Below are 12,850 nucleotides of genomic sequence, written 5' to 3' on the forward strand. Positions count from 1 at the left end.
AGTATAATAAAACTCAATCGTAAATAGGTTTATCATGTCGCAAAATATTGTCGAGCTAACCCCAGAAAACTTTCAGCAAGTGGTATTAGAAGAATCTCAAAACACTGCTGTTATTGTCGCCTTTTGGGCCGAGCAAATTCCAGAAAGTGTTGAGGTTAAAAACCTTTTCGTTCAAAAAGTTATGCCTCATGGCGAGCACATGATTCTTGCAACCGTTGATTGTCAGGTCCAACAAGCGATAGCTCAGCAATTTGGTATCCAAGCGTTACCTACGGTGGTGTTAGTTCAAAATGGTCAACCAACGGATGGCTTAAGCGGACCGCAAACGGCGGAAACTATTGAGCAATTCTTAGCCAAGCACTTACCTAAAGAAGATGACCTGTTGCTTTTGCAAGGGAAGCAATTACTTGAGCAAGGCAATGCCAATGATGCTTTTGAACCCTTAACAAAAGCCCACCAACTTGCTCCAGAACGAGCAGACATTAAATTAGCTTTAACCGATGTGTATTTGCAATCGGGTAAAGTCTTAGAAGCCGAGTCTTTACTTGCAAGCATTAAGATGATTGATCAAGACAGTGATTATCAAGCCATGATGGCGAAATTAGAATTAGCGCAAGAAGCTTCTAACTCACCAGAAATTCAAGCGCTTGAACAACAGCTGCAACAAAGTCCAGACAATGTTGAGCTTATTCGCAAACTTGCCGTGCAATATAATCACGTAAATCGCTATCAAGAAGCGGCTTCTTTGCTTTACGCCTTGTTGTTGAAAGATAGAAACGATGGCGAGAGTAAAAAACTGTTGCTTGATATTATGGCGGTGTTACCAAACGGCGACCCTTTAGTCAGCCAATATCGTCGTAAGCTATTTTCTCTAATGTATTAACCTAGGCTATATCTACAATACCCATCGCTCAACGTTTTTGCTTACTCAGTGATAATGTAAAGGGGGGGCTCGGCATTGATTGCTGCCAATCGTTGCCTTGCCAAAAGCAATAAGTTTACCAGCAGGTTCAACTCTGATCCTGCTTTAATAAATCACGATGTTTTTCAGCAAGTTTTACGAGTTTGGGCTGGATCATGAGCTGACAGTAGGGCTGGTGAGGATTTTTTTGATAGTAACTTTGATGATGATCTTCTGCTCGGTAGAACGTCTGTATCGGCGCTAATTGAGTGACGATAGTGTTGCGAAAACGCCCTTCATTTTGCAACTGAGCGATGCAAGCATGAGCTTGTTGTCGCTGACTTTCATCGGCGTAAAAAATTGCCGAACGATATTGACTGCCAATATCATGCCCTTGTTGGTTTAGTGTGGTAGGGTCGTGTAATTCGAAAAAAACCTCAAGTAACGTTCTAAAGTCGATGTGTGCTGGGTCGAACGTGATTTTGACCACTTCGGCATGGCCAGTGGTACCGCTGCAGATTTGACGGTAACTTGGGTTTTCAACTTGGCCTCCCATATAGCCAGAAACAACGTTTATAACCCCGTTAAGTCGGCGAAAGGGTTCCTCTAGGCACCAGAAACAGCCTCCAGCGAGTACAGCAATAGATGGCGACATAAAAAATCCTGTTAATGTGGGTTTTGGTCGTTGAAATCGTTTGATTACATTGGTGTTGGATTTAGCTGAGAAAGGCAAAACCTATGTTATCATTTGAATTCAAACACAATATAGCAATCAACTTTATATTTTATAAGCAACAAGGTGAAAAATGGATCATCAACAATTGATCAAAGCAGTAAATCAAGTGATGCCTTTTGGTAAGTACTCGGGTCGCAAACTGTTATTGTTGCCTGAACCGTATTTGGTTTGGTTTCATGGCAAGGGTTTTCCAGAAGGGCCGTTAGGACAGCAGTTGGCATTAATCTACGAAGTGAAGCTCAATGGTTTAGAAAGTATGTTAATGCCGTTGTTAAAAGATTGAGGCCATTGGCAAGTTAGTTCTTGGAGTAATTTTTTCTTTCATGAAAAATTGCTTTTTAAAGCGAATTTATTGAACAAAATATATTCCCTGTTTTTATTTTTGTGCGAAGTCGATTATCCCATAAAAATAAGATGATGTTTTTATTACGTTTACTATAAATCTAAGATGTGCCTTTAAAATACGCAGAATCAACACAGCGCAACTGCGGAGCTTCTCCTTATTGCTGAGATCGCGCTTATCAGCTCTTCGACTATACTTTTTGCAGGTTATCATCTTGCAACTTTGCCGAGCTAAGGCTTATAGTTAAAGGGTGATGCTCAAAATTAAAGCAATAAAAAGCTCGCAAAATGGATTTATTCACTGGCCCCTAAGGCCTGTCAGAGCAACAACAAACGTTTTAACACATAAGATCTCAGATATAAGTTTGAGCCTAGCTCTACTTGATGTTATCAACAGCATCATTTCTTCAATTTTGTTCAGAGGGTTCATTTATGAAAAGACAAAAACGCGATCGATTAGACCGAGCACATTCTAATGGTTATCAAGCTGGATTAAGTGGTAAGAATAAAGAGAATTGTCCCTATACCAATTTAGATGCAAAGTCGCAGTGGCTGGGCGGTTGGCGTGAAGCTGTTACCGATAAAAACATGGGCTTATTTAAGTAAGTATTTTAATCTACCTTCTTTCGTATTTCCCTGATGTTTATTCTAAAATGAACATCAGGGAAGTCTGTACATTACGACTTATCTGCACAAATACAATTTTCTCGTTTATGAACGTTAAAGCTTTGCCATTGGTTAATCAGCCCGTCAAAGACTTTAACCTGATTGCTCACATTTGCCAGTCCAATTAACAGTTTAATCGCTTCTAAAGCCTGCATGCTACCTAAAATACCTAATACCGGTCCGACAACCCCCGCAGTCTGGCAGTTTATATTAGGCTCACCTTTGGTTTTAGGATAAAAACATTGATAACAAGCAGAGTCCGGTTGTTTGGGGTTGACGATAAATAGTTGTCCTTCAAAACGAATGGCACTGGCGCTGATTAATGGAGTCTGATGCTTTAATGCGAATTCGTTCAATAAGTAGCGGGTGTTTAGGTTATCAGAGCAATCTAAAACCAAATCGACTTCCGGCAAATAATAATCTAATAGCTCTTTATCCATCATTTGATCAATGGTTTCAATATCAATTTCATTGTTCAGCTTGCTGAGGTTTTTGGCCGCAACATCCACCTTATCGGCACCAATATCTTGTTGCTGAAACATGATTTGGCGGTGTAAATTACTGATGTCAACGTGATCGCCATCACATAAAAATAACTTACCAACACCAGCCGCCGCTAAGTATAGGGCACAAGGATTACCTAATCCGCCGATGCCGACAATTAAAACGCGTGACCTTTTTAGTTGTAATTGCTGCTCGATACCAAATTCTTTTAATAACATTTGCCGACTGTATCGCTGTTGCTCTTTGCTGGTTAACATGGATTCCCTTTATCAAAACTTTGAATGGCATTGGCCTTAAAATGCAAATAAATTTTCTGTTGCGGTGCGAGCTTTAAATGTTCAAGTGAGTAGCGGGTAATGGTGATATTAAACTCTACTGCTTGAACCGAAACTTTGAGTAAAATGGCGATATCATCAAGCGCTTTTATGGTACTAATGGTACCTGGCAGCGAATTCATCATCGAGCTACCTTGCAATGGCTGCAGACTGATATTAATGTCTTTGGCTAAAATAAAACATCGGACCCTTGTTGCATTGGTTGCTAAAAAATTGGCAAACAATTGTGTTTGTTCGGGTAATTGTGGACTTAACGACAATCGGGTTAGACCATATTGAGGCAAGTGTTCACATACTGTAAGGGTTAAACTGGTTTGTAATGAATACTCATCTTGAAGCTGTTGTTCAAGGTTATTAATAACTTGATGGACATGGCCTTGTTTTATTACTTTGCCTTGTTCCATGACCAATACGTGATCGGCCAATTGCTGTATTTCGCTAATGTTATGGCTAACATAAATCAGTGGTATTTTTAATTGTTGGTGAATTTTTCGCAGTAAGTTGAGTAAGTCTATCCGAGCTTTGGTGTCTAAGGCGCTTAGAGGTTCATCCAATAATAATAATTTCGGTTCAGCAAGTAAGGCTCGAGCTAACGCGACTCGTTGTTTTTGCCCCGCGGAAAGTTGTTCGACATGATGAGCTAATAAGCTGTTAATGGCGGTTAATTTAATTATTTCATTCACCTTAAGCTTGGGGCTTTTTTGTCTGTTTATGGCAAATTGTAGATTCTCTATCACCGATAAATGAGGAAATAAACGGGCGTCTTGAAATACCATACCAATATGACGCTTTTCGGTGGGTAAAAAGCTGCGGCTATAGGTGTCTTGTAGGCACTCTTGATTAAAATACACCTGACCTTTAGCGTGACTGTTTAAACCCGCAAGTATGCGTAGCAAAGTGGTTTTACCCGAACCTGAGTGGCCAAGGATTCCGGTAATGCCATTAGGGTCTAGGTTCAGTTGGCAAGCCAAGTGAAAGTTTGGGTAATCTAATTCGACATTGATATCTAGGCTCATTAACGTCCTCCTAGATAAATAGGCGAACGTTGATTGTGATTTAACAGATAAATTAACGCCAATAAAATAAATGAGCCGATGAGCAAACTAAAAGCGAGAAGATGTGCTTGTGCGTAATTTAATGTCTCAACATGATCAAATAATGCGATGGACAAAACTCGAGTCTCACCTGGGATATTTCCGCCTATCATTAACACCACCCCAAACTCGCCAACGGTATGAGCAAAGCCTAAGGTGGCGGCAGTAAAAAAACTTGCGCGGGTCATCGGTAAAACCACCAAAAAAAATTGCGCTTTTTTACTGGCCCCTAATACGGCCGCAGCTTCGGTTAATTGGCCACCAAGTTGCTCGAATGCTTTTTGTAATGGTTGCACCACAAAAGGTAAGGAGTAAATAATTGAGCCAATTAAAATACCACTAAAACTGAATGCTAAATTGCTCCCCGTCAGTTGCACAAAGGCGCCACCTACAGGGTGGTTTGGGGAGAATAAAATTAACAAATAAAAGCCCAGAACGGTTGGTGGCAATACCAAGGGCAGGGCGACGATGGCCTCAATAAATACCTTATACGGGGACTGTAATTTACTTAAATACCAGGCCATAGGGGTACCCAGTATTAATAAAATGATTGTGGTCAGTAGGGCTAACTTGACGGTGGTATAAAGGGCTAGCCAATCGTAAGTCAGTTCCATGTTAAGGGCTTTCTTCCTGGTGTTGTGATGGCACTAGTATTGGCGAATGAGGTGTTAGATAGCCGTGTTCGCGCAAAATTTGTTGGCTTTTATCGCTTAGCATGTAATCTAAAAATTGTTGTGCCAGTTGCGGTACTGAACTCGATTTCAAAATCACCATCTGTTGTTCTATTGGCTGGTAGTAATTGTTATCAATGAGTTTACCAAACCCTGATTTTGTCTCAAGTAATTGATTATAAGAAATAAAGCCATATTCAACGGCACCAGAGTCAAGTTGCAAAAGCGTTTGATTGATATTACTGCCAAGGATTAAACGATGTTGATATTGCTGCCAAAGCCCTAAGCTCATGAGCGTTTCTTTTGCCGCTTGACCATAGGGGGCTAGAGCGGGGTTGGCTAGAGCTAAACGTCCTTGATATTGCTGTAAATGATCTAACGATATTGGACTCTTTGACTGGGCAGAATACAGTGCTAACTGACCTATCGCATAGGTGGTAGGTAACGGGTTTACAGTCAGGTTGGCTTGCTGTAATAATTGAGGGCGTAACTTATCGGCCGATAAAAACAAATCAAACGGTGCTCCATGTTGTATTTGCTGATAGAGCACCCCCGAAGCTGCAGATGATATTTTTAAATTTACTTGATGGCTTTGTTCAAAGTCAGCACGTAAATATTGCAAAGTCTGGCTAAAATTTGATGCAACAGCCACATGAAGTGTTTCGGCTTGGAGCTGTGAGAGCAAAAGAAAATAAAAAAAAGCGAATTTTTTTATTACCATTTGTGCGCTTCCTGCTGATCAGATTGTTTGGCTTCAACCCAACGCTCGCCTTGTTTGGTTCCTTCTTTTTTCCAAAACGGGGCCTTAGTTTTTAAGTAATCCATTATAAATTCTGTCGCCATAAAAGCACTTTTACGGTGCATACTTGTCACTCCAACAAAGACAATATTATCGCCAAGAGCAAGCTTACCGTATCGGTGAATAATAACAATATGCCCCAAAGACCAGCGCTTTCTGGCTTGTTCAGCGATGTTTTTTAAGCACATTTGTGTCATCCCTGGGTAGTGTTCAATTTCAAGGTGGGTGACGTGAGAGTCATCGTTAAAGTCTCTAACTCGACCCGTAAAAGTAACGGTGGCACCATCTTTGACATTGCCTTGCTCAAGGTCAGTCATTTGTTCATTAAAATTGAAGCCTTGTCGTTGCACACTGATTTTGGTTAGTCGCTTAGTTGGTTTTGAACTTGTCATTTTGAACGACCTTAGCCACCGGTTACCGGAGGAAAAAAAGCGACTTCATCTTGATCAAATAATGGCTGTTCAACATCGACCATGTTTTGATTAACCGCGCACATAATCGCATCAGAGCTAAAAATCTGCTGCCAAACATCCCCTTTTGTTTTTAGTTGGGTCATCAAATCGGCAACGGTAGCGCCTTGAGGGCATTCGATGTCCAAACTCGCATGTTGCAGTTGTTCTCTAAAGGCTGCAAAAAATAATATTTTTAGTTTCATTCACTCACCCAATGGCCACTTTTACCACCTTGTTTTTCTAATACTTTAAGATCGGAAATGATCATGGTTTTATCGACGGCTTTGCACATGTCATAAAGGGTTAATGCGGCAACGGATGCCGCCGTCAATGCCTCCATTTCAACCCCTGTTTGGCCTCTGAGTTTGCATCGACTAAGCACTCTAATTGTTTGCTCAGTCGGCAATGTTTCGAAATCTATGTCGACTTTGGTGAGCATCAATGGATGGCACAAGGGAATAAGATCACTGCATTTCTTGGCTGCTTGAATACCGGCAATACGGGCAACGGCAAAAACATCGCCTTTTGTGTGTTTACCTTCTATGAGTAAACGAAAAGCCTGCTCACTCATAGTGATCAGTGCTTGTGCTTTGGCAACACGAGTACTGATATCTTTGGCGCTAACATCAACCATATTTGCTTCGCCGGCGGCGTTTAAATGACTAAACTGACTCATCCGTATTAACCTCTATGTTGACAATTATCGGCTAGGTTCAAATGTGGGATAAAGTTACAGGGCTTGTGAGCGCCATCTAATTGCTCTTTTATAATCGCATCCCAAGCGGTTTTACACGCATTAGTTGAGCCCGGAACACAAAATATAACGGTTTGATTGGCCATACCGGCAAATGCTCTAGATTGAACCGTCGATGTGCCAATTTGAGTGAACGAAATATGTCGAAATAATTCGCCAAATCCTTCAACACGCTTATCAAATAAAGGTTGAATGGCTTCAAGGGTATTATCTCGGGGAGTAAAGCCGGTACCACCGGTACTGATAATAGCGTGAATATTAGGATCTAAAATCCATTTTGAAATGATATAACGAAGCTGATATATGTCGTCTTTGACAATTTCTTTTGCCACCACGTGATGACCCGAGCTCGTTGCTCTTTCGGCTAAAGCATGACCAGAGGTATCTGTGGTGTCTGTGCGAGTATCGGAAACGGTTAATACCGCAATATTTAAAGGGGTAAAACCGCTCGCATGGTTTGATGGTTGAGTCGTAGACATAAGGTTTCCAAAATTACATTGTTATTATTTGTTTTTGCGCCGCTCGCCATTGTTCAGGCGTATTGGTGTTGATCAGCGCTTTGGTATTTTTTAAATGTATCGACTGGCCTTGAGAGCGTCTTAATACTTCTTTAAAAGACGGGCCTTTGCCAGTATTCATAAATTCTGCGCTGTTAAATGTTTGCTGTAAATATTGTTCAACAACGGCAGTAATAGGTAAATAAACGGGTAATGAAGAGCGGTTGAAGTAACACGCTTTGCCACTTAACTCGCCCTTAAGGCGTAGTTCTTGTAAAAGTGTTGCGCTAAGAAAAGGCATATCGACGGGGATCGCTAACACGGACTGAGGCTGATATTGCTTTATTGCACTATAAATACCCGAAAGAGGCCCCCCTTGGGGCACAATATCTGCTAAGCCTAAACAATTTTCGCCGCTCACAATGACTTTATCTAGGTGGCACTGCGCCAATAAGTTGGTACTAAAATCGAGCATGGTCTGGTGTGTTAACTGAGTCGAACGATGCTCTAAAGAAGCGCCATTATGGGGTAGGAAGGCTTTGTTTTGGCCCATTCGAGAAGATAATCCCCCTGCAAGTACAACACCTAAACATCGCATGGCTAACCTCCAAGCATTGATAAATGTTTGGTGGCACCAGTAAAACCTTGTTTTAAAAAGTGTGTGGCTTTTTTATCGGCGAGCAAAGCCACCAATTTTTGTTGCAAAGCACTGGTATCATCATCTTGCAACTGTTCTCTAATCGATAGCCCTTGTTCGGCGAATAAACACAAATGGACATTTCCTAAGGCGCTGACTCTTAAGCGATTACAAGAGTTACAAAAATCTTTTGCATAAGGCATGATTAAACCAATACTGCCTTGGTAATCTGAGTGTGAAAACTCTTGTGCAGGGCCTGCTGTTTTTGTCCTAATGTTAGGTAGCCAGCCATTGGCCAATAATTGATTTTTGATGTGCTGTCCACTGACATGTTGTTGTTGGTAAAATGCTTTGTTGTCACCCGTTTGCATCAGTTCAATAAACCGAATACTTATTGGGGTATGTTTTACATAGTGAAAGAACGGTTTAAGGTCGTATGCATTATGCTCACGCAGCAACACGGTATTAAGCTTAATTTTTTTAAAGCCAGCGGTTAAGGCGTTATCGATACCGGATAAAATGTTGTCGAGCTTATTGGAGCCGGTGATGGCGTTAAACTGTCTTGAGTCTAAAGAGTCGATACTGATGTTAATGGCATCGATACCGGCGTCAAGCCAGGTTGGAAACTGTTGCGCTAATTTATAACCATTAGACGTTAGAGCAACGGTTTTTATGCCTTGGGTTTGTTTACAAGCGGAGATGATTTGTGGCAGATCTTTTCGCAGCGAAGGCTCGCCTCCGGTGATCCGAATTTTCTCAGTGCCAAGTTGAGCAAAGCCTTGAGCAATGCGTCCAATTTCAGCTAAGGATAAAAAATTTCGATCATGATCACATTGATAACCTTCAGGTAAACAATATGTGCAACGAAAATTGCAAACATCGGTGATCGACAAGCGCAGGTAATAAAACCTGCGCCCAAACGCGTCTTCTAACATGGTCACCTTTCCAAAGTCGGGAGGCTAACCGGTTTCCCCGTTAGCCCTGGCAAGCGGTAAGTGCAGAGCAACTTTGCTTGCGGCCAGTTTTTCATACAAAGCACAGGTTACGGTGTTTGCTTAGAAAAAAAAGCTCGGCGAATTAAAAAATCTCTTGTATTAAGACTAACACCTTAATACGATTTTTACAGTAAATTATCTAAAATGTTGTGAAATAGCATTCAGTTAGTTGGACTAATTAATAATTTGCACTGATCATAAACCAGAGCTTATTGGTGTCGCTGTTAAGGTCATCAGCATTATAATGCGCTGCTTTAAATAATGTTGAAACATGCTTAGTAAATTTATAACCCACAGAAAAGTTAATTTCATCACCGTACTGAGCGTTGCCTTTATTGGCTTCAAAATTGTGCCAAGCCAGAGCTATATCTAAGTTATTAAACTTGGTTGCTGCTTTTAAGTAAAAATCTTCAATACCTGAAGCCGGCGTGTTTAAAAATTGATCCGTAAAGCCCTGAAATTTATGCAGTGTTGCCAGTGGCGTTTTAAAGCCGATGCCATTATCTGAACCCAACTCTTCATAACCTGCGCCAAATGTGAATCCGGCGAGTTTAAACATGACTTCGGCAATATAATAATCGGCGTCATAATTATTGGGGTTATCCCCTGTGTCTTGTTGGCTGGCTAACCCTGCTTTGAGCATCATATTTAGGCGGTTAAACGCAATGTTACCTTGATACGTTAGGCCATAAGTGTTGCTTGAATTGGCAATAGCTTTGTCTAAATCAAGATAGTAATCATAAAAGACCAAACTGTGACTTTTGTTGATGCTGTATTTGGCGTTGAACAAACCAATATCGCCATGAAAATCAGAATTGGTTGGGTGCTTTTCACCAAAAATTCGATTAACGTTAAACACATAACTGGCATCCAATTTAAAGCTTTTAAAAGGCGAAAATTGCAGGCGATATCCGTCATATGTCTGTTCGTTTTGACGCCAACCGACCCCACCGACAAAACGTTGGTCATCAAGGTTTATTCTTTGTCTGCCCAGGGTGAAGGTAAAATTTTCCCCTAAGTAATTTATATTAGCTTGGTTGATTTCAGTGCCATTTGGATCGGCGACAACGGGGTAGTCAACTCTGCCATTTATCGTATTATTAAAGCTATCATTGCCAATATAAGTAACGTTGTCGGCCTCAACTAAAGCGTTGAAACCAGAGACTTTACCTGTGGTAACGCTGACTCGACTTTTTAACGTTGAGGCAAGAGCATCTTCATCAAGATTGTCTTGGTCGACGGATTCAAGTCGATATCGAAAAGACAAGTTAACCTTAGCTTCGGTCATGGCTTTGGCTACATCATCACCGATGTGAGCTTGTGCGGATAATGAGCTTATTGATAAAAGTGGTAAAGCGTAAAGTGACATTGAAATCGATTTATTGGTATGCAGCATAACAATTCTCCCGATGCTGTTAGGTCCTAGTTATAGTCTTAGGAATTGACATTATTAATATAAAAAACAGCTGGTTGATTGTTGTTTTTAGGTTCTGATTTTTACAAAATACTTTGGCTTTTGCCCTTATTGAATTAGGATAAAGAACACCTACTGTCGCTAAAGGAGCCGCTATGTCGGATACTTGTTTCGCCCCTAAATTGATGCCTTTTGATATTGCCTTAACGTCTTTACTCGATGGAGTTCACTGTACCCGTGAAACCAAGACTCTATCTTTAGAAGACAGTATAGACCATGTTCTAGCTGAAGATGTTGTTTCCAAGGTCAATGTGCCCCCGCATGATAATTCCGCAATGGACGGTTTTGCTTTTCATTCGTCTAGTTTTAGCGATAACCCCAATCAGAGTTTAACCCTTGTTGGTAAAGCGATGGCCGGTCGGCCTTTTTCTCGCCGTGTTGAAACGGGGGAGTGTGTGCGTATTATGACTGGAGCAAAAATTCCGACAGGTTGCGATACGGTGGTAATGCAAGAAAATACCAAAATCGTTGAGCATCAGGTAACGGTTAATGCAATACCAAAAGTGGGTAACAATATTCGTTTACAAGGTGAAGATATCCATCAAAACACCGTATTAATGCGCCAAGGAGATAAAATTCGTCCAGTAGATATTGGTCTGCTTGCATCTTTAGGGGTGCCAACCGTTAACGTTTATAGACCTGTAAAGGTGGCGGTGTTATCAACCGGCGATGAACTAAAACCGCCAGGGCAAGCATTGGCTGAAGGTGAAATTTACGAAAGTAATAGGCCGGTTTTAAAAGCTTTGCTTTCGCGTCTTAATTGTCAGGTTATTGACTTTGGCATTATTAAAGATGATAAGCAGGAGTTAGAGCAAACTTTTAAGTTGGCTGCTCATCAAGCTGATGTGGTGATTTCAACCGGAGGTGTGTCTGTCGGTGAGGCTGACTATACCAAAGATATTTTAGCGAAATTAGGGCATATTGAATTTTGGAAAATAGCGATGAAACCCGGTAAACCGTTCGCTTTTGGTCATTTAACCGACTCGGTATTTTTTGGTTTGCCCGGTAATCCCGTCTCGACCATGGTCACATTTATGTTATTGGTGGTGCCAGGGCTTGCCAAAATGCAAGGCCAGAGTATGACTTTATCCCCTTTCATTAAAGCTAAGGTCGGCAAAAAAATACCTAAGTCAGGGTATCGGATGGAATTTATGCGCGCCATTTTATCATCTAATGAGCAAGGTCAAGCCGTGGTTAATCGTACCGACAATCAAGGTTCAGGCGTTCTTACCAGTATGGCCATTGCCAATTGTTTTATAAAGGTACCTGCAAACAGTGATGAGTTTAACATCGGCGATTGGGTGGATGTTTTACCTTTTGATGGCGGGTTGTTTTAAGCCAAAAACGTAAGAGCATTTTGACAACAAGCAATAGTCGCTAAAATGCTCTTATGGGTACAACAATAATTTTTTTAATTAAAATCGACCGTTGATGATAGGAAACACGGGAAGGCTATCACTTACCCAAGTGCCTGAGGCGTCGTAGTTAATCAGTCCTATTTGAACACCTCGATTGATTCTGCCGGTGGCGTTAATAAAGCCGAACTGTAAACCATTTAAGGTGCCTGCATAATTAAAAGTACCTATTTGGGCACCGGTAAAATTACCCTTGGTGTAGTTGATTAAACCTAAAACGCCCCCTTTACCCGAGTTATCATGCCAGTTAGCAATACCTAATGAGACCCCACTAAATTGATTACGAACTCGTTGGACACCGAACACATCCAAACCAAGACCGGTAAAGTTATTTAAATCTGACAGACCAATAAGGTTAAAGTCTAATCCTTTAACGGTATCTGTGTGGCCATAAAGTAGGTTAAATCTTACCCCCTGAACATTACCGTCAGGTAAATTACCCAACGGGGTTGCAAGTTGAATAAACTGATTTGCAAATGATGGCGCACAAAATAACGCCAGAAACGCCAATGTAGTAAATTTAGTTTTCATCGTCGACTCTCTTTAAGTTGAAACGGGTTGTCTTATCCTTAACAACA

General features: G+C 41.1%; 17 protein-coding genes and 1 riboswitch. Of the genes, 4 read left to right on the forward strand and 13 right to left on the reverse strand.

Annotation, left to right across the window (positions count from 1 at the left end; all coding sequences use genetic code 11):
- The first annotated feature begins 34 nt into the window (after positions 1 to 34).
- Positions 35 to 883 carry a tetratricopeptide repeat protein gene (locus tag ACAY00_RS04965; RefSeq protein ID WP_371378066.1) on the forward strand — a complete coding sequence of 283 codons (849 nt, stop codon included), beginning with the start codon at positions 35 to 37 and terminating at the stop codon, positions 881 to 883.
- A gap of 127 nt (positions 884 to 1,010) precedes the next feature.
- On the opposite strand, the gene msrA is transcribed toward ACAY00_RS04965, so the two are convergent.
- Positions 1,011 to 1,556 (reverse strand): peptide-methionine (S)-S-oxide reductase MsrA, encoded by a 546-nt coding sequence (gene msrA, locus ACAY00_RS04970; RefSeq protein ID WP_371378069.1) that lies wholly within the window; start codon positions 1,554 to 1,556, stop codon positions 1,011 to 1,013.
- 151 nt (positions 1,557 to 1,707) lie between these two features.
- Between msrA and ACAY00_RS04975 the strand changes: the two genes are divergently transcribed.
- Positions 1,708 to 1,920 (forward strand): DUF3820 family protein, encoded by a 213-nt coding sequence (locus ACAY00_RS04975; RefSeq protein WP_371378075.1) that lies wholly within the window; start codon positions 1,708 to 1,710, stop codon positions 1,918 to 1,920.
- 491 nt (positions 1,921 to 2,411) lie between these two features.
- Entirely contained in the window at positions 2,412 to 2,585 is a 174-nt protein-coding gene (gene rmf, locus ACAY00_RS04980) for a ribosome modulation factor (protein WP_371378078.1), read from the forward strand.
- 71 nt (positions 2,586 to 2,656) lie between these two features.
- On the opposite strand, the gene ACAY00_RS04985 is transcribed toward rmf, so the two are convergent.
- From ACAY00_RS04985 to ACAY00_RS05035, 11 genes are all read right to left on the reverse strand, one after another.
- On the reverse strand, positions 2,657 to 3,406 hold the full coding sequence (locus tag ACAY00_RS04985; RefSeq protein WP_371378080.1) for a ThiF family adenylyltransferase: 750 nt from the start codon (positions 3,404 to 3,406) through the stop codon (positions 2,657 to 2,659).
- Positions 3,400 to 4,500 carry a molybdenum ABC transporter ATP-binding protein gene (gene modC, locus ACAY00_RS04990; protein ID WP_371378083.1) on the reverse strand — a complete coding sequence of 367 codons (1,101 nt, stop codon included), beginning with the start codon at positions 4,498 to 4,500 and terminating at the stop codon, positions 3,400 to 3,402. The genes ACAY00_RS04985 and modC overlap by 7 nt, the downstream gene beginning before the upstream one ends.
- On the reverse strand, positions 4,500 to 5,192 hold the full coding sequence (gene modB / locus ACAY00_RS04995; protein ID WP_371378085.1) for a molybdate ABC transporter permease subunit: 693 nt from the start codon (positions 5,190 to 5,192) through the stop codon (positions 4,500 to 4,502). Before modB ends, modC begins: the two co-directional genes overlap by 1 nt.
- Before the next feature lies 1 nt (position 5,193).
- Entirely contained in the window at positions 5,194 to 5,970 is a 777-nt protein-coding gene (modA, locus tag ACAY00_RS05000; protein WP_371378088.1) for a molybdate ABC transporter substrate-binding protein, read from the reverse strand.
- Entirely contained in the window at positions 5,964 to 6,440 is a 477-nt protein-coding gene (gene moaE / locus ACAY00_RS05005) for a molybdopterin synthase catalytic subunit MoaE (RefSeq protein WP_371378091.1), read from the reverse strand. Before moaE ends, modA begins: the two co-directional genes overlap by 7 nt.
- A gap of 11 nt (positions 6,441 to 6,451) precedes the next feature.
- A complete protein-coding gene (gene moaD, locus ACAY00_RS05010; RefSeq protein WP_371378094.1) occupies positions 6,452 to 6,703 on the reverse strand; it encodes a molybdopterin converting factor subunit 1 in 252 nt (83 codons plus the stop codon).
- On the reverse strand, positions 6,700 to 7,176 hold the full coding sequence (moaC, locus tag ACAY00_RS05015) for a cyclic pyranopterin monophosphate synthase MoaC (RefSeq protein WP_371378097.1): 477 nt from the start codon (positions 7,174 to 7,176) through the stop codon (positions 6,700 to 6,702). The genes moaD and moaC overlap by 4 nt, the downstream gene beginning before the upstream one ends.
- 5 nt (positions 7,177 to 7,181) lie before the next feature.
- A complete protein-coding gene (gene moaB / locus ACAY00_RS05020) occupies positions 7,182 to 7,733 on the reverse strand; it encodes a molybdenum cofactor biosynthesis protein B (RefSeq protein WP_371378100.1) in 552 nt (183 codons plus the stop codon).
- Between the two features lie 13 nt (positions 7,734 to 7,746).
- Positions 7,747 to 8,349: a molybdenum cofactor guanylyltransferase gene (locus ACAY00_RS05025; protein ID WP_371378103.1), complete on the reverse strand. Its 603-nt coding sequence runs from the start codon at positions 8,347 to 8,349 to the stop codon at positions 7,747 to 7,749.
- Between the two features lie 2 nt (positions 8,350 to 8,351).
- Positions 8,352 to 9,323: a GTP 3',8-cyclase MoaA gene (gene moaA / locus ACAY00_RS05030; protein WP_371378106.1), complete on the reverse strand. Its 972-nt coding sequence runs from the start codon at positions 9,321 to 9,323 to the stop codon at positions 8,352 to 8,354.
- Positions 9,311 to 9,475: riboswitch (molybdenum cofactor riboswitch) on the reverse strand. Its footprint overlaps the gene before it by 13 nt.
- Positions 9,476 to 9,561: 86 nt before the next feature.
- On the reverse strand, positions 9,562 to 10,779 hold the full coding sequence (locus ACAY00_RS05035) for an alginate export family protein (RefSeq protein ID WP_371378108.1): 1,218 nt from the start codon (positions 10,777 to 10,779) through the stop codon (positions 9,562 to 9,564).
- Between the two features lie 173 nt (positions 10,780 to 10,952).
- Between ACAY00_RS05035 and glp the strand changes: the two genes are divergently transcribed.
- A complete protein-coding gene (gene glp, locus ACAY00_RS05040) occupies positions 10,953 to 12,194 on the forward strand; it encodes a gephyrin-like molybdotransferase Glp (protein WP_371378111.1) in 1,242 nt (413 codons plus the stop codon).
- 78 nt (positions 12,195 to 12,272) lie between these two features.
- Here glp and ACAY00_RS05045 read toward each other — a convergent pair whose 3' ends face one another.
- Positions 12,273 to 12,803: a hypothetical protein gene (locus ACAY00_RS05045; RefSeq protein ID WP_371378114.1), complete on the reverse strand. Its 531-nt coding sequence runs from the start codon at positions 12,801 to 12,803 to the stop codon at positions 12,273 to 12,275.
- Positions 12,804 to 12,850: the final 47 nt, after the last annotated feature.

The sequence above is a fragment of the Thalassotalea sp. 273M-4 genome, assembly GCF_041410465.1.
GTDB lineage: Bacteria > Pseudomonadota > Gammaproteobacteria > Enterobacterales > Alteromonadaceae > Thalassotalea_A > Thalassotalea_A aquiviva.

Excerpts from the sequence above, each read along its gene's own strand:
- ACAY00_RS04965 (WP_371378066.1), top strand. The coding sequence starts at position 35 with ATGTCGCAAAATATTGTCGAGCTAACCCCAGAAAACTTTCAGCAAGTG.
- msrA (WP_371378069.1), bottom strand. The coding sequence starts at position 1,556 with ATGTCGCCATCTATTGCTGTACTCGCTGGAGGCTGTTTCTGGTGCCTA.
- ACAY00_RS04975 (WP_371378075.1), top strand. The coding sequence starts at position 1,708 with ATGGATCATCAACAATTGATCAAAGCAGTAAATCAAGTGATGCCTTTT.
- rmf (WP_371378078.1), top strand. The coding sequence starts at position 2,412 with ATGAAAAGACAAAAACGCGATCGATTAGACCGAGCACATTCTAATGGT.
- ACAY00_RS04985 (WP_371378080.1), bottom strand. The coding sequence starts at position 3,406 with ATGTTAACCAGCAAAGAGCAACAGCGATACAGTCGGCAAATGTTATTA.
- modC (WP_371378083.1), bottom strand. The coding sequence starts at position 4,500 with ATGAGCCTAGATATCAATGTCGAATTAGATTACCCAAACTTTCACTTG.
- modB (WP_371378085.1), bottom strand. The coding sequence starts at position 5,192 with ATGGAACTGACTTACGATTGGCTAGCCCTTTATACCACCGTCAAGTTA.
- modA (WP_371378088.1), bottom strand. The coding sequence starts at position 5,970 with ATGGTAATAAAAAAATTCGCTTTTTTTTATTTTCTTTTGCTCTCACAG.
- moaE (WP_371378091.1), bottom strand. The coding sequence starts at position 6,440 with ATGACAAGTTCAAAACCAACTAAGCGACTAACCAAAATCAGTGTGCAA.
- moaD (WP_371378094.1), bottom strand. The coding sequence starts at position 6,703 with ATGAAACTAAAAATATTATTTTTTGCAGCCTTTAGAGAACAACTGCAA.
- moaC (WP_371378097.1), bottom strand. The coding sequence starts at position 7,176 with ATGAGTCAGTTTAGTCATTTAAACGCCGCCGGCGAAGCAAATATGGTT.
- moaB (WP_371378100.1), bottom strand. The coding sequence starts at position 7,733 with ATGTCTACGACTCAACCATCAAACCATGCGAGCGGTTTTACCCCTTTA.
- ACAY00_RS05025 (WP_371378103.1), bottom strand. The coding sequence starts at position 8,349 with ATGCGATGTTTAGGTGTTGTACTTGCAGGGGGATTATCTTCTCGAATG.
- moaA (WP_371378106.1), bottom strand. The coding sequence starts at position 9,323 with ATGTTAGAAGACGCGTTTGGGCGCAGGTTTTATTACCTGCGCTTGTCG.
- ACAY00_RS05035 (WP_371378108.1), bottom strand. The coding sequence starts at position 10,779 with ATGCTGCATACCAATAAATCGATTTCAATGTCACTTTACGCTTTACCA.
- glp (WP_371378111.1), top strand. The coding sequence starts at position 10,953 with ATGTCGGATACTTGTTTCGCCCCTAAATTGATGCCTTTTGATATTGCC.
- ACAY00_RS05045 (WP_371378114.1), bottom strand. The coding sequence starts at position 12,803 with ATGAAAACTAAATTTACTACATTGGCGTTTCTGGCGTTATTTTGTGCG.